Consider the following 18,761-nt stretch of genomic DNA (forward strand, 5'->3'; position numbering starts at 1 on the left):
CGGGGTGACGATGAGGTCTAGACAGGCGTCCACGCCTCGTCGTCCGGCAGGGGCGCGAAGATGCGGTCGATCATGTGATCAGTCATTTCCTCGATCGCAGCGGGGTTCCATACCGGCGCATTATCCTTGTCGAGGATCAGCGCGCGGACGCCCTCGATAAAGTCGGGCCGCTGCACGACGCGGGTGGCGACGGCATATTCCTGTCGCATCTCGTCCTCGAACGTCGGCATGGTCGCCGCGTCGAGCAGCAGCTTGAGGCTGACCTTCATGGCCTGGGGCGACTTGGTACGGATCGTCGCGAGCGTGTCGCGGGCGAAATCGCTGTCGTCGGCTTCCAGCGCGGCGACGATCTCCTCCAGCCGGTCGCTGGCGAACAGGCGGTCGATGGCTTCGCGATGGGCAAGGATGCGCGGCTGTGACGCGGCGGCGGCAAGGTCGGCCAGCACCGCCTCGATCCCGGTCGGGTCGGCGATGATCAGCGCCTTGGCATCCTCCAGCGCGGTGGCGGGCAGATAGTGCGTGGCAAGGCCAAGGCCGAGGCATTCCGCGCCGTCGATCCTCACACCGGTGACCGCTAGATACTGGCCGATGCGGCCCGGCAGGCGGGAGAGATACCAGCCGCCGCCGACATCGGGGAACAGGCCGATGCCGGTTTCGGGCATGGCCAGCCGGGTGTTTTCGGTCGCCACGCGGTAGCGCGCAGGCTGGCTGATCCCGACGCCGCCACCCATGGTGATGCCGTCCATGAAGGCGACAATCGGCTTGGCATAGGCGAATAGCGCATGGTTCATGCGATATTCGATTCGAAAGAAATCGCGGGCCGCCGCGCCATCGCCGCCGCCGCTTTCCGCCAGCATCCGGATATCGCCGCCCGCGCAGAAGCCGCGGCCCTCCGCATGGTCGAGTATCACGGCGTGAACGTCGGCATCGTCCCGCCATTCGTCCAATGCGTCGAGGACGGCCTGGCACATGGCGGTGGTCAGAGCATGGATCGCTTTCGGCCGGTTGAGCCGGATGCGACCGACCGCACCGTTGCGGGTGATGAGGACGTCGCTCACTGGCGCAGCAAGTCCCGGCCAACGATCATGCGCATCACCTGGTTCGTCCCTTCCAGGATCGAATGCACGCGCAGGTCGCGCCAGAAGCGTTCGATGGGATAGTCCATCAGATAGCCGTATCCGCCGTGCAATTGCAGCGCGCGGTCGACCACGGCGCTGCCCGTGTCGGTCGCCAGCCGTTTGGCCATGGCGGCAAAGCGCGTCTTGTCCGGCGCATCCGCCGTCACCTTGGCCGCCGCCAGGTAAAGGAGCGCGCGGGCGGCCTCCAGCTCGGTGGCCATGTCGGCCAGCATGAACTGGGTGTTCTGGAAATCCGCGATCGGCTGCCCGAACTGCTTGCGGTCCTTCACATAGGCGATGCTTTCGTCGAGGCAGCGCTGCGCCCCGCCCAGCGAACAGGCGCCAATGTTGAGGCGGCCGCCGTCCAGTCCCATCATGGCGATGCGGAACCCCAGCCCCTCTGCACCCACCAGATTTTCGACCGGCACGCGCACGTCCTCCAGGATCACCTGCCGCGTCGGTTGCGAATGCCAGCCAAGCTTGCGCTCGTTCGCGCCGAAGCTGACGCCGGGCATATCCTTTTCGATGGCGAGGCAGGAAATGCCCTTCGGCCCTTCCTCCCCGGTACGGACCATGACGAGATACAGCTCGTTCTCGCCGCCTCCGGAAATGAACTGTTTGGTGCCGGTAACGACATAATGGTCGCCATCGCGCACCGCGCGGGTCTTAAGCGCCGCCGCGTCCGAGCCGGACGACGGTTCGGTCAGGCAATAGCTGGCGATCCAGTCCATCGTGACCAGCCGGGGCAGATACTTGTCCTTCACCGCGTCCGATCCGAAGCGGTCGAGCATCCACGCGGCCATGTTGTGGATGGAGATGAAGGCGCTGGTCGACGGGCAGCCATAGGCCATAGCCTCCATGATCAGCGCGGCCTCCAGCCGGCCAAGCCCGATGCCGCCCGATTCCTCGCTGACATAGATGGCGGCAAAGCCCAGTTCCGCCGCGGCCTTGATCGTGTCGCGCGGAAAAATGTGCTTTTCGTCCCATTCCGCCGCAAAGGGGGTGATGGCATCGGCGGTGAAACGGCGCGCAAGCTCCTGAATCTCGCGCTGATCGTCGGTTAGGTCGAACTGGGTCATTTTGCTTCCTTGAGCACCTGCTCCGCAAACCACCGGTTGGCGATCTCAGTGCTGTTGCCTTCATACCAGCGCGGGGGGGCCATACCCTTTTCCCACGCCAGCGCCTCGGTGAGGGTGCCCTGAGCCGAGGGCACGTCCACGGTCATGGCGAGGGGTGCGATGGGATCGGCATAGGCGGCATCGGCGGTAATGATCGTCCACCCCTTTGCCTGGAGCGCCGCAACCAGATCGGGAATGAACAGGGCGGCCAAGTCCGTCTCGTGCATCAGCATGACATGAGCGGGCGATCGGCCCAGCGTCTCGCGGGCGATGCGGTCATAGGTCTCCGCCGCGTCGACGTGCATCCGGACATAGAGATCGCGGAGCGCATCCATGTCCATCGGCTTGCCCGCCCGTTTGGCGGAAATGGTCAGCCCTTCCAGGTTCCAGTCGCTGGCGTCCGCCGTAACATAGCCGTTCGTCAGCCCGCGCTCACGCAGGCCCACGCGGACGGCATCGCGCTTCGCCTTGTCGGCGCGCCCTTCGTTGAGGAATGGGAAGCGGAACCAGGGGCGATGGCCGGGCTGTTGCTTCAACCATGCCTCGGCCCGGTCGATGTTCGCCAAATAGTCCGCCGCAGACAGGTCGGTGAGCGCCGGGTGAGAGAAGCTGTGATTGGCAAGCACATGGCCCGAGGCGACATAGGCGGCCAGCCGCGCTTCGCCCCCCTGCCCGTCCGGGTTTTCCAGAAAGCCGGGATTGACGAAGAACGCCGCCTGCTCAACGCCCGCTGCCTTTAACCCCTCGATCAGGCGCTCCGTCCGCTCGTCCGGCGTCAGGAAAGCGCCGCGGTCGCGGGGGGCATCGTCGAAGGTGATTGCGATCCGCTTGTCCTGCGCGATGGCGGGCATGGCGATGAGCAGGCAAAGGACGGAAAGCAGGCGGAACAGCATCTCTTGCTTACCCCATGGTCGGAATGACGAACGCATTGCTACCGTCAGGCGCGCCGTCGGGCCAGCGTTGCGTCACCGTCTTGACCCGGGTCCAGAACCGCACGCCCTCCATACCGTGCTGATTGACGTCGCCGAACGCGCTACGCTTCCACCCGCCAAAGCTGTGATAGGCGACCGGCACCGGGATCGGCACGTTGATGCCGACCATCCCGACATTCACGCGGGCAGCGAATTCGCGGGCGGCATGGCCGTTGCGGGTGAAGATGGCGACGCCGTTGCCGTATTGATGCTCGCTGGGCAGGCGCAGCGCCTCCTCGAAATCGGCAGCGCGGACGATCTGCAGCACCGGCCCGAAGATTTCCTCGCGGTAGCTCGCCATGTCGGGGGTGACGCGGTCGAACAGGCTGGGGCCGATGAAGAACCCTTGTTCATGCCCCTGCAGCTGAAAGCCGCGCCCGTCGATGACCAGTTCCGCGTCCTCGTCCACGCCGGTCTGGATCCATTGTTCGACCCGTGCGCGATGCGCGGCGTTGACCACCGGGCCGTAATGCGCCTCGGCATCGGTCGAAACACCGACCCGCAGCGCGTGGATGGCGGGGATCAGCTTTTCCCGCAGGCGGTCGGCCGTCTGTTCGCCGACCGGCACAACGACCGGCAGTGCCATGCAGCGTTCGCCGGCCGATCCGAATGCGGCACCGGACAGGTCAGCCACCACCTGATCCAGATCGGCATCGGGCATGACGATGCCGTGGTTCTTGGCCCCGCCCATCGCCTGCACCCGCTTGCCCGCATCGACGCCGCGCCGATAGACAGTGTGCGCGATGTCGGACGAGCCGACAAAGCTGATCGCGCCGATCGCTGGATGATCGAGGATCGCGTCGACCATTTCCTTGTCGCCATGGACGACCTGAAGGATCCCCGCCGGCGCGCCCGCCTCCAGCATCAGTTCGGCCAGGCGGACCGGGACCGAAGGGTCGCGCTCGCTGGGCTTCAGGATGAAGGCGTTGCCGCATGCGATGGCGACGCCGAACATCCACATCGGGATCATCGCGGGGAAGTTGAACGGGGTGATCCCGGCGCCGATGCCGATGGGCGTGCGCATCGAATAGACGTCGATGCCCGGCCCCGCGCCATGGGTATATTCGCCCTTCAGCGCATGGGGGATGCCACAGGCGAACTCGATCACCTCCAGCCCGCGCTGGATGTCGCCTTTGGCATCGGCAATCACCTTGCCATGTTCGGACGAAAGCAGATGCGCGAGCGCGTCCATGTTCGCCTCGACCAGTTCCTTGAAGCGGAACAGCACGCGGGCGCGGCGTTGCGGGTTGGTCGCTGCCCAGCCCGGCTGTGCCGCCTGCGCCGCCGCCACAGCGGTCTCCAGCACCGCCGCATCGCCCAGCGCCACCCGCGCCTGGACCGTGCCGGCATTGGGATCGAACACGTCGCCCCAGCGGGTGGCCGATACGGCTGGCCCAGCCAGGACATGGTCGATTATGCGCATCGCATCTTCTCCTGTGGCACCATGGCCGGTCTATCGCCGACTCATGCTCGCGTAATTTAATTGCGTTGTGCCACACCCGGCCGTGACTGTCAGCCCCGCCGGAAAGCTGATCTTTTTTCGTTCCCGCTACGTAATTTTATTTCAGCTTTGTTATGCCCGAGGCTCTGGAACGCGCAACATTGCGAGGGCGGCCAGCATGAACACGCCTGCGGCAAAGGCCATGGTCCAGATCGGCTGATTGGGAAAGAACGCCTTCATGATCGTGCCCATCACCGTCGCCACTAGCAGCTGTGGCACCACAACGAAGACGTTGAACAGGCCCATATAGATGCCGAGCTTTTGCTGCGGCAGGGCCGATGCGAGGATGGCATAGGGCATGGCCAGGATCGATGCCCAGGCGATGCCGATGCCGATTTCGCTGACGATCAGCCAGCGATGATCGGCGATGAAGAAGAAGCTGGCAAAACCCGCCGCCCCCGCCAGCAGCGCGATGATATGCGTGCGCACCCTGCCAATTCGCCGGGCCAGCATCGGCAGGAAGGTGAGCGCTGCCACCGCCGCGATGCCGTTATGAATAGCGAACAGCACGCCGGCCCAGTTGGCCCCGGCGTTGAATGCCGCGCCGCTGGTATCCGTCGCGCCGAAATAATTCGCGGCGACGACGGGCGCCGTATAGATCCACATGATGAACAGTGCCGACCAGCAGAAGAACTGGACCAGCGCCAGCCGCTTCATGATGCCGGGCATTCCCGAAAAATCGCCGACGATGCTGGCCAGCATGTTCCGGTCACGGCCCCGACGCGCCAGTGCGATCGCCGCGATGCTGGCGACGCCATAACCGATCAGCAGGCCGCCCAGCAGGAACATCTCCTTTTCCAGCGCGAACGCCTGAACCGCCGCGATCACGGCCACGCCAGCACCGACCCAGACGAGTGCGCTGCCGAAGGTACGGCTGGCCAGCGAGCGCGTCGGCTGTTCGTCGGCTTGGGCCTCGCCGTCGAAGGCGGCCATTTCGGCGGGCGAATATTCGCGGGTGGTGACGATGGTCCACAGCACTGCCAGAAACAGCGCAGCGGCCCCGGCCCAGAAACTCCAGCGCACAGTATCTGGCACCACGCCCGGCGCGGCCTCATTGGCGACACCCAGGCTGGTCAGCAGATACGGGAACATGGATCCTGCCACCGCGCCCATGCCGATGAATGCCGTCTGCACCGCGTATCCGGCGGTATGCTGATCCTTTCGCAGCATGTCGCCGACGAATGCGCGGAACGGCTCCATCGAGATGTTGAGCGAGGCGTCGAGCAGCCAGAGCATGACCGCCGCAAAGATAAGGACCTCTGCCAGCGGCATCAGGAACAGCGAGAGCGCAGCCAGCACCGCTCCGGCGAGGAAATAGGGACGGCGGCGGCCCAGTCGCCCGAGCCAGGTGCGGTCGCTCATATGACCGATAACGGGCTGGACGAGCAGCCCGGTGAGCGGGGCGGCGATCCAAAGCGCGGGCAGATTGTCGAGCGATTCCCCCAGTGTCTGGAAAATGCGGCTCATGTTCGCGTTTTGCAGTGCAAAGCCGATCTGGATGCCGAAAAAGCCGAAGCTGATGTTGAACAGGCCTGCCCAGCCCTGACGCGGCTTTTCCATGGCCCAATCCTCCCGATTATTCTGTCGTTGGCCGGGACCTTGCGAGCATTGGGTGACCAAGGGAACCGGTATTCGTATGCGCGGGGCAACGGGTGGGTCCCGGGATTGGCATCTGCGATCCAGCCTTCACGTCGGTCGCCGACCAATCTTTTCCTTGCGCGGCCATGGCTGCGGATTATGGTCGGGATGGCCATGTTCACGGTAACACGATCGACCAAGCACCCTTGGCGATGAAGGATGAGGAAGCCATGGAGCGGAACGCGACGACAGCAATTACCCGGCGCAGCCTGATGCTGGGAGTGACCGCAGCGGCTTTCCTGCCGGTCGGCTCCGGCTTCGGTCTGTTCGACGAAGCCCAGGCGGCACCGGCCGGTCGTTCGGCGATCGTCCTGATCGAAAAGGGCGTGCCGGCCAACATCCTGATCGATGGGGGTGCCGACAGCGCAGTGGACCGTGTCGCCCGCAGCTTCGCCAGCGACCTCGATCGGGTCAGCGGACGCCAGCCCGTGATGATGACCGACCGGCCCGGCACAGCGTCGCGCACGCTGGTCGTGATCGGGGTGCTGGGCCAGAGCGCCCTCATCGATCGGTTGATGGCGGACAAGCGGATCGACGCCGGCGGACTGGCCGGCGAATGGGAAGCCTATCGCCAGTTCGTCGTCGATGAACCCTTCCCCGGGATCGGACGTGCGCTGGTGATCGTCGGATCAGACCGGCGCGGCGCGGTGTTCGGCACCTACGACGTGTCGCAGCGCATGGGCGTATCGCCGTGGCACTGGTTTGCCGATGTGCCCGTCCAGCGGCGCTTCGATCTGGCGCTGACCATCGACAGCGCCGTCCAGCAACCGCAGGTTCGCTATCGCGGGTTCTTCATCAACGACGAGGCGCCGTGCCTGAGCGAATGGGCAAAGGCGAAGTTCGGCGGGGCCAATGCGGCCATGTATGCCCATGTGTTCGAGCTGCTGCTGCGGATGAAGGGCAATTATCTGTGGCCCGCCATGTGGGCGCCCCGCGCCTTTGCCGCCGACGATCCGCAGAACATGGTCCTGGCCGACGCGATGGGCGTCGTCATGGGCAATTCGCATCACGAACCGATGCTGCGCGCGCATGACGAATGGCATCGCGGCAAGGAAGCGGGCATCACCGGCGGGCCGTGGGATTATCAGAAGAATGCCGACAAGCTGCGCACCTTCTGGCGCGGCGGCATCGAGCGGATGATGCAGAAGGGCGACGGCCGGGGCTATGAAAGCGTCGTCACCATCGGGATGCGCGGCGACGGCGACGAGGCGATGTCGGAGGGCACCGCCATCCCGCTGCTGGAGCGGATCGTCGCCGACCAGCGGTCGATCATCGCGGACGTCACGGGCAAACCGGCCAGCGAAACGCCGCAGATCTGGGCGCTCTACAAGGAAGTGCAGGATTATTACGATCAGGGCATGCAGGTGCCCGACGATGTCATCCTGCTGTTCGCCGATGATAACTGGGGCCAGATCCGCCGCCTGCCCGCGCCCGGCGCCAAGCCGCGCACCGGCGGCTACGGCGTCTATTATCATTTCGATTATGTCGGCGGGCCGCGAAACTACAAATGGCTGAACACCAACCAGATCGAAAAGGTCTGGCAACAGATGGACTTGGCATACCGCCGCGACGCCCGGTCCATGTGGATCGTCAATGTCGGCGACATCAAGCCGATGGAATATCCGCTCAGTTTCTTCTTCGACATGGCATGGAATCCCGACGCGATGGGGCCTGCCGCCCTGGCCAATTATCCCAAGCGCTGGGCGGCGTCGACGTTCGGCACCGAGCACGCCGATGCGATCGGGTCGATGGTCACCCGCTACAGCCAATATGCCGCGTGGCGGAAACCCGAACTGATCGATCAGGACAGTTTCGCGCTTGGCGGCGTGACGCCAGACGGGCTGGACGGCGGGGAATTTGGCGAGATGATCGCCAAATGGGATGCGCTGGAAGCCGAAATGATCGCAGTGCGCGACCGGTTGCGGCCGGATCAGCGATCCGCCTATTTCCAGATCGTCGAACATCCCATCGCGGCGCTCGCCAACCTCTACCGGCTCTATTACGCGGCCGCGTGGAACAGGCGGCTGGCATCGTCCAACGATGCGCGGGCCAATTATTTCGCCGACCAGACCGAGGCCGCGTTCCGGCGGGACTCCGAACTGACCGACGCCTATCACCGGCTGAACGGCGGCAAATGGGACGGCATGATGGCGCAGGTGCACATGAGCTATGTCATCTGGAACGACCCCACCCAGCAGACCATGCCCAGCATCACCCGCGTCGGGGGCGATACGCCGGAGGCGCAGCGCAATCGCCGTCCGGCCTTTGTCGAGCATGCAGCGCGCCCGACCGGCGAGGTGCATGTGGCGGCGACGGCTTTCGACCGTGCGCGCGGTGGCAAAGGGCTGAGCTGGACCCCCATTGCCCATCTGGGCCGGTCAAAGGGCGCCGTCGTCGCCCTGCCCCAGGGAAGCCCGCCGACAACCGCGCAGGACGGCGTCGCGCTGGATTACCGGGTCGATGCGCCCAAAACCGGTCAGGCGAAACTGACCCTGTATCTGGCGCCGACGCTGGATACGATCGGGCCGGCCGGCGTGCGGATCGGCGTGTCATGCGACAATGGCCCGGTCCAGATCCTGCAGGCCGCGCTGGAGCCGACCGGCGGTGCACAGGACACGCCGGGCAAGAAATGGTGGGCACAGGCGGTCATCGACAATCTGGTCCGGCTGGACTGCGATCTGGGCATGGTGAGCAAGGGCGCGCATACCATCAGCGTCGTGCGCATCGACGACAATGTCGTGCTGCAGAAGCTGGTTCTGTGGATGGACGAACGGCCCACCGCCTATCTGTAGCGAAGCGGCCGGTCGGGTGCGCCGCACAAAGCGGTAGCGCCGATTGCCCGTCGCGGCTAGGCAAAGGCGGTTCCACGCACAGGATGACCGCCCCATGCCCAGTGGCCTGATTGCCCTGCTTGACGATGTTGCCGCGCTGACCAAGCTGGCGGCGACGACGATCGATGATGCCGGGGCTGCGGCGGCACGGGCGGGATCAAAGACGGTGGGCGTGGTGATCGACGATGCCGCGGTGACGCCGGGCTATGTCGTCGGCCTGCCGCCGCAGCGCGAACTGCCGATCATCGGCAAGATCGCGCTGGGATCGCTGAAAAACAAGCTGCTGTTCCTGTTGCCCGCTGCGCTGGTCATCAGCGCGTTCCTGCCCTGGCTGCTTACCCCGCTCCTGATGATCGGCGGTGCCTATCTGTGCTTCGAGGGCGCGGAGAAAGTGTTGCACAAGCTGTCCGGCCATCATGGCGGCGAGGGCGTCGAGGCGATCACCGATCCGGTCGAGTTGGAGAACCGGCAGGTTTCCGGCGCGATCCGCACCGATTTCATCCTGTCGGCAGAAATCATGGCCATCGCGCTGGCCGATATCGAAAGCGCGTCAATCGTGCAGCAGGCGATCGTGCTGGCGCTGGTCGGGGTCGCGGTTACCGTCGGCGTTTATGGCCTGGTGGCGGTGATCGTCAAAATGGACGATATCGGGCTGCATATGGCGCGGGGCGGTGGTGCGCAGGCAGCGTTCGGGCGCGGTCTGGTCGATTTCATGCCAAAGCTGCTGAAGACGCTGTCGGTCGTCGGGACGGCGGCAATGATCTGGGTCGGGGGCGGAATCATCGTCCACGGGCTGGCGGTGTTCGGGCTGGATGGGCCGGAGCACGTCATTCACGACATCGCGGTCGCAGCGGGCAGTGCGGTGCCCGCGGTTCGGGGATTGGTCGAATGGCTTGTCACGGCCATCGGCAGCGGGATCGTTGGGGCAGTAGTCGGTGCGGCGATCGTCGGCCTGTTGCACCTGTTGCCGAAGAAAAGCGATACCCAAGCGTCGGCGCATTGAGGGCCGCACGATCACCAACGCCCATCCTACCAAGCGACTGAACAACCGAAACAAATCCGCTAAGTTTTCCTGATCCTTCGAAACAAAGTATTCCAACATACTTCCAAAATGGAAGTCGATACGATATTGGAATGATCAAAGGTTATCGCGCCTGATCTGGGGGGATCATGAAAATGGCTGGCTTGATCGATCGCCGTTTCTTAAATGAAATGGGCAAGGGGAATAAGCGGACAAAAACCGTTATTGCGGTTGCGGCGGCATTGATGGTGCAAGCCTGTTCCTACAGCGTGCATGGGCCGATCCGGCCGTTCCAGGCAGGCTATCTGGGCGACACCCTGAGTTGCGACGATCCAACCGGGATACGAACGAGTGTTCTGGAGGATCGGTTTGTGGCTGCGGCATGTGCTTCGGCCGCTGCGTCATCCGATAACGATCTGGCAATTGCGATGCTGGAAACCAGTTTCAGCATGACCAACGCGCGCTGTACCGATTTTTTCGCGGACAAGGCCGGCAATCAGGCAAGAGCCAACATCGTGCGATCCAGTGTCGCGCCGGTGCTGACGTTGCTGACCGGGGTCCTTTCGATCGTGAATATCAAGAATGACGTCGACGGGGAAAAGCGGGCCGACTGGGAACGGGGCCTGACGCTGGCCTCGACCGCGACGTTGGCCGGGCTGACGGTCTATGAGGAAAACTTTCTGTTTTCAGCCGACAATATCGATGATGTAAGAGGACTGACCAAGCACGCGATGGCACAATATCGCCAGACGGTCCTGCGGATGACAAACCATACGTTCGACACCAGCGTCGATTACGCGCTGGAATATCACATGATCTGCACGCCTGGAAAAATCAAATCACTGGTCAAGCAGGCGATCAAGGACAAGAAAATCGAAGTCATCGACCGCGCTGCGCAACCCGTAGTCGCTGGCGTTGCGGCAACGCCACCCGATGCTGGGGCGAGCCTGACGATCAATTAAGCGCGGTCGGGCGCGGTGCCGGGCGATCAGCGGGGGTGATCGCTTGACCCCCGCACCTCCAGATGCACGGGCAGCACCTGATCCTGCGCGGCATCGCCGGCGATCAGGCGGATCAGCGTGTCGACCAGGGTCGCCCCCGCCGCCCGGCTGTCCTGCACCACACTGGTCAGCGGCGGCCGCGTCAGCCGAGCGGCGGTGATGTTGTCGAAGCCGACCAGCGCCACATCGCCCGGCACGTCCAGCCCCGCCGCCTGAAGCGTCCGCATCGCGCCGATGGCGATCAGATCGCTGGCACAGACCAGCGCATCGAAGCCATGGCCAGATTCGATCAGCGCAGCGGCTGCAGCCTCCCCGTCCGCCTCGTTCGACAGCGCATCCGCCTGTAGCCCAGGCTGGGCGGCCAGGCCGGCCGACGCCAATGCCGCTTCATAGCCCCGGTACCGCGCAAAGAATTCCGGGTAATGGGTGGATGCCGTGCCCAGAAACCCGATCCGGCTCCGCCCTCGTTCGATCAGGTGGCGGGTGGCGTCATGCCCGCCCTGAAAATTGTTCGATCCGATGGTGACTCCGGGCTGCCCGTCGCGGCTGGACCCCCACAGGACGAAATGCGTCCCCTGCTCCACCAGCTGTTCCAGCCGGCCGCGATAGGTTTCGTAATCGCCATAGCCGAGCAGGATGATGCCGTCCGCCTTGCGGCTGTCTTCATATTCCTTGTGCCAGTCGGTGCTGAACTGCTGGAACGAGATGAGCAGGTCATAGCCGCGCTGGGCGCAGGCACGGGTGATCGACCCCAGCATCGACAGGAAGAACGGATTGATCTGGCTGTCGTCCGGCGAGGGATCCTCGAAGAACAGCAGGGCAAGCGTATTGGAATGCTGGGAACGCAGGTTCGATGCGTTCTTGTCGACCTTGTAATTGAGCTGGGCGGCGATCGCCTCGATCCGCTTGCGCGTTTCCTCGCTGATCGCGCGACTGCCCCGCAGCGCGCGCGACACCGTCGGCTGGGAGACGCCGGCAAGCTCGGCGATGTCGAAACTGGTGATCTTTCGCGGTGCCGTCATGGCATCCTCCATCCTCCCCGGACCCGTTTCAAAAAACGGGTATGGCACCACTGGTGCCGAAAAGCCGCATCCACCCGCCCTTTGGCGGTCGTGCATACGAGTGCATAGGCGTATTCGTATGCACATTTGTTGCCCGCGCCAAGGGGCAGGCGTCATGCAGGGCCATCGGATGCATGGTGCCCGATCATGGTTCAGCACCCGCACGCGAAAGAAAAAGACACAGCACCGCCACACGAAGCGGGCCGCCGGGATCCTGGGGAGGATAGAATGAAAGTTGCAACGAATGCGCGCGGCCCGCACGGCCTGATCCGGCTTTGCCTGACCTCGAGCGCGCTGGCGATGGCACTGGCCGCCGCACCGGCCATGGCACAGGACGCAGCCCCCGCCGACGACGAGGCGGAGCAGACCGAAACCGACGAATCCATCGTCGTGGTCGGTTTTCGCGCGTCGCTGCAAAGCGCGGTTTCGGAAAAGAAGGATAGCGACCAGATCGTCGAATCGGTCACTGCCGAGGATATCGGCAAGCTGCCGGACAATTCGATCGGCGAATCCATCGCGCGCCTGCCCGGCGTCACGTCGCAGCGCGCCAATGGCCGCGCCAATGTGATCGCCATTCGTGGGTTCGGCCCCGATTTCTCCACAACGCTTTTGAACGGCCGCGAGCAAACGTCGAATGGCGACAATCGCGGGATCGAATTCGACCAGTTCCCGGCGGAAGTCGTCAATCAGGTCGTCATCTACAAATCGCCGACCGCCAATCTGATCGGCCAGGGTCTGGTCGGCACGGTGGACGTGCGCACCATCCGCCCGCTGGAATATGGCAAGAGCGTGCTGGCCGTGGGTGCTCGCGGCTCCTATGCCGATCTGGGCAAGCTCAATACCGGGTCGCGCGACCTGGGCTACCGCGTCAACGGCACGTTCGTGCGCCAGTTCGCCGAGGACACGATCGGCATCTCGCTTGCCGCATCCTATGTCGACGAGCCGTATCAGGTTCAGGAGTTCAACGCCTGGGGCTATTTCGACCCTACCGGCAACGGCAACCAGGCCCCGGCCGGGTCCAAGTCGTTCGTCACCTCGACCCAGCTCAAGCGGCTGGGGATCAACGGCACGATCCAGTATGAGCCGGCACCCAACTGGATGATCACGCTCGACGGTTTCTATTCCAAGTTCAAGGACGAGCAGATCAAGCGCGGCATCGAACTGCCCTTCAGCTTTTTCGGCACCACCTTCGATCCCACCGGCGCGACGGCCGAGGACGGCGTGTGGCGGACGGGCACGTTCCGCAACGTGCAGGGCGTGATCCGCAACGACCGGTTCGACAAGGAATCCGACCTGTATTCGGCCGGTTTCAACACCAAATATGAAGGGGACGACGGCTGGAACGCGATGATCGATTTCGGTTATTCGCGCACCAACCGCAACGAACTGTCGTTCCAGAGCTATGCCGGCACCGGCTATGACTGGGACGATCCGAACGATCCCAACGACAATTTCGCCGCCAACGATCGCACCGACACCATCCAGTTCGTCAACAACGGCCGCGGCATCTTTTTCACCCCGACGCTGAATTATGCCGACACCGGCTTGATCAAGCTGACCGATCCGCTTGGCTGGGGCGGCAGCCGCATCCAGGCGGGTTACTATAACGACCGCCGCGTCGAGGACGTGCTGAAGCAGTACCGCGTCGAAGTCGGCAAGGAGTTCGAGAACGGCAATTTCATCTCCGGCGTCCGCATGGGCCTTGCCTATACCGACCGTCTGAAGTCGCTGACCCCGGACGAGGCGTTCCTGGTGCTGCCGAACGGCGCACGCGAAGCGCCGGTGCCGCCAGGCGTGGTGCTGGAATCGACCAACCTGGCCTATCTCGGGCTGGGTCCGGTGCTGAGCTACGATCCGCGCGCACTGACCGAAAGCGGGCAGCTGCTGTTCGATCCCAACACGTCGCAGGACGTGCTGTCCAAGCTGTATTCGGTGGGCGAAGACCTGATGTCGGGTTATGTCCAGGCCGATCTGCGCAGTGAACTTGGTGGCGCGACGCTGACCGGCAATGTCGGCGTCCAGGCGATCTGGGCCGAACAGAAATCGACGGGTTTCATCTATCCGCCGACCGGGCCGGTCGTCACCACGCTTGGCACCGATTATTGGGACGTCCTGCCAAGCATGAACCTGTCGCTGCGGTTCGACAGCGATTTCGTGATCCGGTTCGCCGCGTCGCGCCAGATCATGCGCCCGCAGCTGGACGATATGCGCGTCGCAATCGGATACGGCGTCAACAACGACATCACGCCTGGCCGTCCCATCATTTCGGGCGGCGGCGGCAACCCGTATCTGCGCCCCTATCGCGCCAACGCCATCGATTTGAACTTCGAAAAATATTTCGGTCGGAACGGCTTCGTCGCAGTGCAGCTCTACTATAAGGACATCGTCAATTACATCGACGGCGGCCGGTTCACCTTCGACTATTCGGCCTTTCCGCTGCCAGCCAATGCGCCCCCGGGCCTGCCGACGATCGGGTTGCTGGATACCGAGATCAACACCGGCGGCGGGGATTTCTATGGCGCCGAGTTTGCCTTCACCCTGCCGTTCGAAGTCATCACCAGCGCGCTGGACGGCTTTGGCGTGACCGGCGGCGTCGGCTACACCGAAACCAAGGTCCAGAATGCGCAGGGGCAGATCGACCAGATCCCCGGCTATTCCAATTGGGTCGCCAACGGCACGGTGTTCTTTGAAAAATGGGGCATCAATACTCGTGGCAGCGTCCGCTATCGCTCCGGCTTCCTTGGCGATTTCGGCGCGTTCGACGGATCGATCGCCCGCAAGACCGCGCTGGAGGAACTGATCGTCGATGCGCAGGTCGGCTATGACTTCACGTCCGGCGCGCTGAACGGCCTGTCCGTCTATGTGCAGGGCCAGAACCTGACCGACGAGCCGTTCGCATCGGTGGCCGATCCGACCAAGCCCGCGACGGTGACCGATTACCAGACCTATGGTCGCCGGTTCCTGGCCGGCTTCACCTATCGGTTCTGACCCCTCCCCCACTTGCTGGACCGGGCGCATTCCGCCCGGTCCTGTGTGTTTTGAACCACCGCCCGAACAGGGGATGGCCATGCCGCATCGTTTCGCCCGCCCGCTGGCCGTACTGGCCGCCCTCAGCGCGCTGACCTCAGCCGCCCAAGCCCAGGACCTGCGCCAGCGATTGCCGCAGGACGAGGTCATCTATTTCCTGTTGCCCGACCGGTTCGAAAATGGCGACCGAACCAACGACACGGGCGGCATCCGGGGCGACCGGATGGCGCATGGCTTCGATCCTCAACACAAGGGGTTCTACCATGGCGGCGACCTGAAAGGGCTGATCCAGCGGCTGGATTATATCCAGGCGCTGGGCGCAACCGCCATTTGGGTGGCGCCGATCTTCAAGAACAAGCCGGTCCAAGGCGGACCGGGCCAGGAATCGTCGGGCTATCACGGATATTGGGTGACCGATTTCACGCAGGTCGACCCGCATTTCGGCAGCAACGCGGATTTCAAGGCGCTGGTCGATGAAGCGCATCGGCGCCGCATGAAGGTCTATATGGACATCATCGCCAACCATACGGCGGACGTGATCCAGTACCGCGAATGCGGCGGGTGCGATTACCGTTCCCGCGCGGACTATCCCTATTCGCGGCAGGGCGGCGTGACGGGCAAGCCGATCAATCCGGGCTTTGCCGGGGATCAGGTGATGACGGGCGAGAATTTCGCGCGGCTGACCGATCCGCGCTGGGCCTATACCCCCTTCGTGCCGAAAGCGGAGCGGAATGTGAAACTGCCCGCATGGCTGAACGATCCCATCCATTACCACAATCGCGGCAACACGACCTTCGAGAATGAAAGTTCGACCATGGGCGATTTCGTCGGGCTGGACGACCTGATGACCGAAAGCCCGGTGGTGGTGCAGGGGATGATCGACATTTTCGGCGGCTGGATCGACGAGTTCGGCATCGATGGATACCGCATCGATACCGCCCGCCATGTGAACCCGGAATTCTGGCAGAAGTTCGTGCCCGCGATGCGCGAGCGGGCACGCGCGAAGGGCATCCCGAATTTCCACATCTTCGGTGAAGTGGCGCTGGACGGGGTCAACCCCGGCGGCCTGGCGCGCTTTACCCATGTCGATCGCTATCCCGCAGTGCTCGACTTCGCATTCCGCAGCGCGGTGATCGAGGGGGTTGCGGGCACCGGCGGCACCGACCTGTTCGTGCGGTTGCTGGACGGCGATGCGCTCTATGCCGAGGGTGCGGACATCCTGCCCACCTTTACCGGCAATCACGATGGCGGGCGCTTCGGCCATTATGTGCGAAAGGCGTTCCCACAGGCGAGCGATGCCGAGGTGATGGCGCGCGTCGAGCTGGCCCATGCGTTCATGTTCGGCCTGCGCGGCGTGCCGACCCTGTATTCGGGCGACGAACAGGGTTTTGCCGGGGACGGCATCGACCAGGATGCGCGCGAGGATATGTTTCCAAGCCGCGTCGCCAGCTATAACGACAATCGCCTGATCGGGACCAAACGGACCACCGCCGACAGCAATTTCGATACGCAGCATCCCCTGTTCCGGGCCTTTGCCCGGCTGGCGGCGATCCGCAAGGACAGCGCGGCGCTGCGCCGGGGCAAGTCGCTGGTGCGCGCCTATGGCAAGGAACCGGGGCTGTTCGCGGTCTCGCGTTTCCATCCCGAGACGGGTGCAGAAACGCTGCTCTTGTTCAATACCAGCACCAGGCCGGTCAGCGGCAATGTCGAGATCGACCCGGCGACGCGGCAGTTCACGGCACTGCACGGGCCGTGCGCCAGCGTGACCGCACCGGGCAGCGCCCGCTATTCCCTCCCCGCGCTAGGCTATGCGATCTGCGAGGCCGCCAAGTGAGTGATGTCGACATGCCCGAATGGTGGCGCGGGGCCGCCATCTATCAAATCTATCCGCGCAGCTTCCAGGATGCGAACGGCGACGGCATTGGCGACTTGCCCGGCATCACCCAAAGGCTGGGCCATGTCGCGTCGCTTGGCGTGGACGCGATCTGGCTGTCGCCCTTCTTCACCTCGCCGATGAAGGATTTCGGCTATGACGTCAGCGATTATTGCGGCGTCGACCCGATTTTCGGGACGCTGGCCGATTTCGATGCGCTGGTCGCCCGCGCCCATGCGCTTGGCCTGAAGGTCATTATTGACCAAGTCTATTCGCACACCAGCGACGAACATCCATGGTTTGCCGAAAGCCGGTCGAGCCGGGCCAATTCCCGCGCCGACTGGTACGTCTGGGCGGACGCGCGGCCGGACGGCAGCCCGCCGTCAAACTGGCAATCCGTATTCGGCGGTCCGGCATGGACATGGGACGCCCGGCGCGGGCAATATTATCTGCACAATTTCCTGTCGAGCCAACCGCAGCTGCATGTCCATCATCCCGATGTGCAGGCGGCGCTGCTGGATACCGCCCGCTTCTGGCTGGACCGGGGGGTGGACGGATTTCGGATCGATGCGATCAACTTCGCCATGCACGACCCGGAACTGCGCGACAATCCGCCGGCGCCTGACACCGGGCGGCCGCGCACCCGGCCGTTCGATTTCCAGCAGCATCTGTACAATCAGTCGCACGCCGACATCCCGCTGTTCCTGGAGCGGCTACGTGCGGTGCTGGACGAATATGGCGCGACCTTTACGGTGGCGGAGGTCGGCGGGCCGGACCCGGATGGCGAGATGAAGGCGTTCACCGCCGGCACCGGACGGCTGAACAGCGCCTACAGCTTCGATTTCCTGTACGCCGACCGACTGGATGGCCGCCATCTGGCCGAGGCGATGGGCCGGTGGCCCCATGCTGCCGGCACGGGCTGGCCAAGCTGGGCGTTCGAGAATCACGACGCGCCGCGCGCAATCTCGCGCTGGGCCAGCCCCCAAGATGCAGCCGCGTTCGGCCAGATGAAGGCGGTGCTGCTCGCCTGTCTGCGCGGCAACGTGTTCCTCTATTTTGGCGAGGAACTGGGCCTGACCCAGGTCGATATCGCGCATGGCGACCTGCGCGATCCGGAGGCGATCGCCAACTGGCCAATGACCCTTAGCCGCGATGGCGCGCGCACGCCGATGCCGTGGGAGCAGTCGACACCGGGCCATGGCTTTTCCGATGCCAAGCCATGGCTGCCCTTTGGCGCGGATCATGCCGCGCTGGCGGTGGACAGTCAGGAGCGCGACCCCAATTCGCTGCTGGCCCGGACCCGCGCGGCGATTGCGATGCGCAACGGCCATCCGGCGCTGCGGCTGGGCGAACTGACCGTGATCGAGGCGGCAGAGGACCGGTTCATCATCGAGCGCCGGCTGAACGGCCAGCGGATGCGCTGCGCCTTCAATCTGGGCGGTCAGGCGCTGAGCTGGAGCGGCGGCAATGGCCGGGTGGCGATGAGCGTCAATGGCGCGACCGCCAGCGAGTTGCCCCCTTACGGGGCGATCGTGCTGGAATCGGATCAATAACCGTTGCAGGCATGATCGCAGCACAATCGGGGAAAAGGCTGATATGCT

Annotated in this window: 12 protein-coding genes; 6 read left to right on the plus strand and 6 right to left on the minus strand. The window is 64.1% G+C overall.

From position 1 onward, the window contains the following. Positions 1-17: 17 nt before the first annotated feature. The 5 genes from ACPVPU_RS10795 to ACPVPU_RS10815 all read right to left on the minus strand — a co-directional run bounded on the left by ACPVPU_RS10795 (position 18) and on the right by ACPVPU_RS10815 (position 6,268). Positions 18-1,058 (minus strand): enoyl-CoA hydratase/isomerase family protein, encoded by a 1,041-nt coding sequence (locus tag ACPVPU_RS10795; RefSeq protein ID WP_448657947.1) that lies wholly within the window; start codon positions 1,056-1,058, stop codon positions 18-20. Continuing rightward, entirely contained in the window at positions 1,055-2,197 is a 1,143-nt protein-coding gene (locus ACPVPU_RS10800) for an acyl-CoA dehydrogenase family protein (protein WP_448657948.1), read from the minus strand. Before ACPVPU_RS10800 ends, ACPVPU_RS10795 begins: the two co-directional genes overlap by 4 nt. Further along, positions 2,194-3,129 (minus strand): polysaccharide deacetylase family protein, encoded by a 936-nt coding sequence (locus ACPVPU_RS10805; RefSeq protein WP_448657949.1) that lies wholly within the window; start codon positions 3,127-3,129, stop codon positions 2,194-2,196. The genes ACPVPU_RS10800 and ACPVPU_RS10805 overlap by 4 nt, the downstream gene beginning before the upstream one ends. Positions 3,130-3,136: 7 nt before the next feature. After that, a complete protein-coding gene (locus tag ACPVPU_RS10810; protein ID WP_448657950.1) occupies positions 3,137-4,630 on the minus strand; it encodes a CoA-acylating methylmalonate-semialdehyde dehydrogenase in 1,494 nt (497 codons plus the stop codon). Between the two features lie 150 nt (positions 4,631-4,780). Then, positions 4,781-6,268, minus strand: a complete 1,488-nt coding sequence (locus ACPVPU_RS10815; RefSeq protein WP_448657951.1) for an MFS transporter — start codon at positions 6,266-6,268, stop codon at positions 4,781-4,783. A 164-nt stretch (positions 6,269-6,432) separates the two neighbouring features. Between ACPVPU_RS10815 and ACPVPU_RS10820 the strand changes: the two genes are divergently transcribed. The 3 genes from ACPVPU_RS10820 to ACPVPU_RS10830 all read left to right on the plus strand — a co-directional run bounded on the left by ACPVPU_RS10820 (position 6,433) and on the right by ACPVPU_RS10830 (position 11,160). After that, a complete protein-coding gene (locus tag ACPVPU_RS10820) occupies positions 6,433-9,138 on the plus strand; it encodes a glycosyl hydrolase 115 family protein (RefSeq protein WP_448657952.1) in 2,706 nt (901 codons plus the stop codon). Positions 9,139-9,232: 94 nt separating this feature from the next. Then, positions 9,233-10,180, plus strand: a complete 948-nt coding sequence (locus tag ACPVPU_RS10825; protein WP_448657953.1) for a DUF808 domain-containing protein — start codon at positions 9,233-9,235, stop codon at positions 10,178-10,180. A gap of 173 nt (positions 10,181-10,353) precedes the next feature. Beyond that, on the plus strand, positions 10,354-11,160 hold the full coding sequence (locus ACPVPU_RS10830; protein ID WP_448657954.1) for a hypothetical protein: 807 nt from the start codon (positions 10,354-10,356) through the stop codon (positions 11,158-11,160). Between the two features lie 26 nt (positions 11,161-11,186). Here the strand turns inward: ACPVPU_RS10830 and ACPVPU_RS10835 are convergent, their stop codons facing one another. Next, positions 11,187-12,221: a LacI family DNA-binding transcriptional regulator gene (locus tag ACPVPU_RS10835; protein WP_448657955.1), complete on the minus strand. Its 1,035-nt coding sequence runs from the start codon at positions 12,219-12,221 to the stop codon at positions 11,187-11,189. Positions 12,222-12,488: 267 nt separating this feature from the next. Here ACPVPU_RS10835 and ACPVPU_RS10840 point away from each other — a divergent pair, with 267 nt between their 5' ends. The 3 genes from ACPVPU_RS10840 (at position 12,489) to ACPVPU_RS10850 (ending at position 18,713) form a co-directional block, all read left to right on the plus strand. Further along, positions 12,489-15,248: a TonB-dependent receptor gene (locus ACPVPU_RS10840; RefSeq protein ID WP_448657956.1), complete on the plus strand. Its 2,760-nt coding sequence runs from the start codon at positions 12,489-12,491 to the stop codon at positions 15,246-15,248. 79 nt (positions 15,249-15,327) lie between these two features. Further along, positions 15,328-17,121, plus strand: coding sequence for an alpha-amylase family glycosyl hydrolase (locus ACPVPU_RS10845; protein WP_448657957.1), 1,794 nt, complete (start codon positions 15,328-15,330; stop codon positions 17,119-17,121). Between the two features lie 11 nt (positions 17,122-17,132). After that, on the plus strand, positions 17,133-18,713 hold the full coding sequence (locus tag ACPVPU_RS10850; RefSeq protein WP_448660495.1) for an alpha-amylase family glycosyl hydrolase: 1,581 nt from the start codon (positions 17,133-17,135) through the stop codon (positions 18,711-18,713). The last annotated feature ends 48 nt before the right edge of the window (positions 18,714-18,761 follow it).

This window comes from Sphingomonas paludis, from assembly GCF_053502515.1.

What these genes read in the sequence shown, in the direction of transcription:
- ACPVPU_RS10800 (WP_448657948.1), bottom strand. Translation starts at nt 2,197, where the DNA reads ATGACCCAGTTCGACCTAACCGACGATCAGCGCGAGATTCAGGAGCTT.
- ACPVPU_RS10805 (WP_448657949.1), bottom strand. Translation starts at nt 3,129, where the DNA reads ATGCTGTTCCGCCTGCTTTCCGTCCTTTGCCTGCTCATCGCCATGCCC.
- ACPVPU_RS10810 (WP_448657950.1), bottom strand. Translation starts at nt 4,630, where the DNA reads ATGCGCATAATCGACCATGTCCTGGCTGGGCCAGCCGTATCGGCCACC.
- ACPVPU_RS10815 (WP_448657951.1), bottom strand. Translation starts at nt 6,268, where the DNA reads ATGGAAAAGCCGCGTCAGGGCTGGGCAGGCCTGTTCAACATCAGCTTC.
- ACPVPU_RS10820 (WP_448657952.1), top strand. Translation starts at nt 6,433, where the DNA reads ATGGCTGCGGATTATGGTCGGGATGGCCATGTTCACGGTAACACGATC.
- ACPVPU_RS10825 (WP_448657953.1), top strand. Translation starts at nt 9,233, where the DNA reads ATGCCCAGTGGCCTGATTGCCCTGCTTGACGATGTTGCCGCGCTGACC.
- ACPVPU_RS10830 (WP_448657954.1), top strand. Translation starts at nt 10,354, where the DNA reads ATGGCTGGCTTGATCGATCGCCGTTTCTTAAATGAAATGGGCAAGGGG.
- ACPVPU_RS10835 (WP_448657955.1), bottom strand. Translation starts at nt 12,221, where the DNA reads ATGACGGCACCGCGAAAGATCACCAGTTTCGACATCGCCGAGCTTGCC.
- ACPVPU_RS10840 (WP_448657956.1), top strand. Translation starts at nt 12,489, where the DNA reads ATGAAAGTTGCAACGAATGCGCGCGGCCCGCACGGCCTGATCCGGCTT.
- ACPVPU_RS10845 (WP_448657957.1), top strand. Translation starts at nt 15,328, where the DNA reads ATGCCGCATCGTTTCGCCCGCCCGCTGGCCGTACTGGCCGCCCTCAGC.
- ACPVPU_RS10850 (WP_448660495.1), top strand. Translation starts at nt 17,133, where the DNA reads ATGCCCGAATGGTGGCGCGGGGCCGCCATCTATCAAATCTATCCGCGC.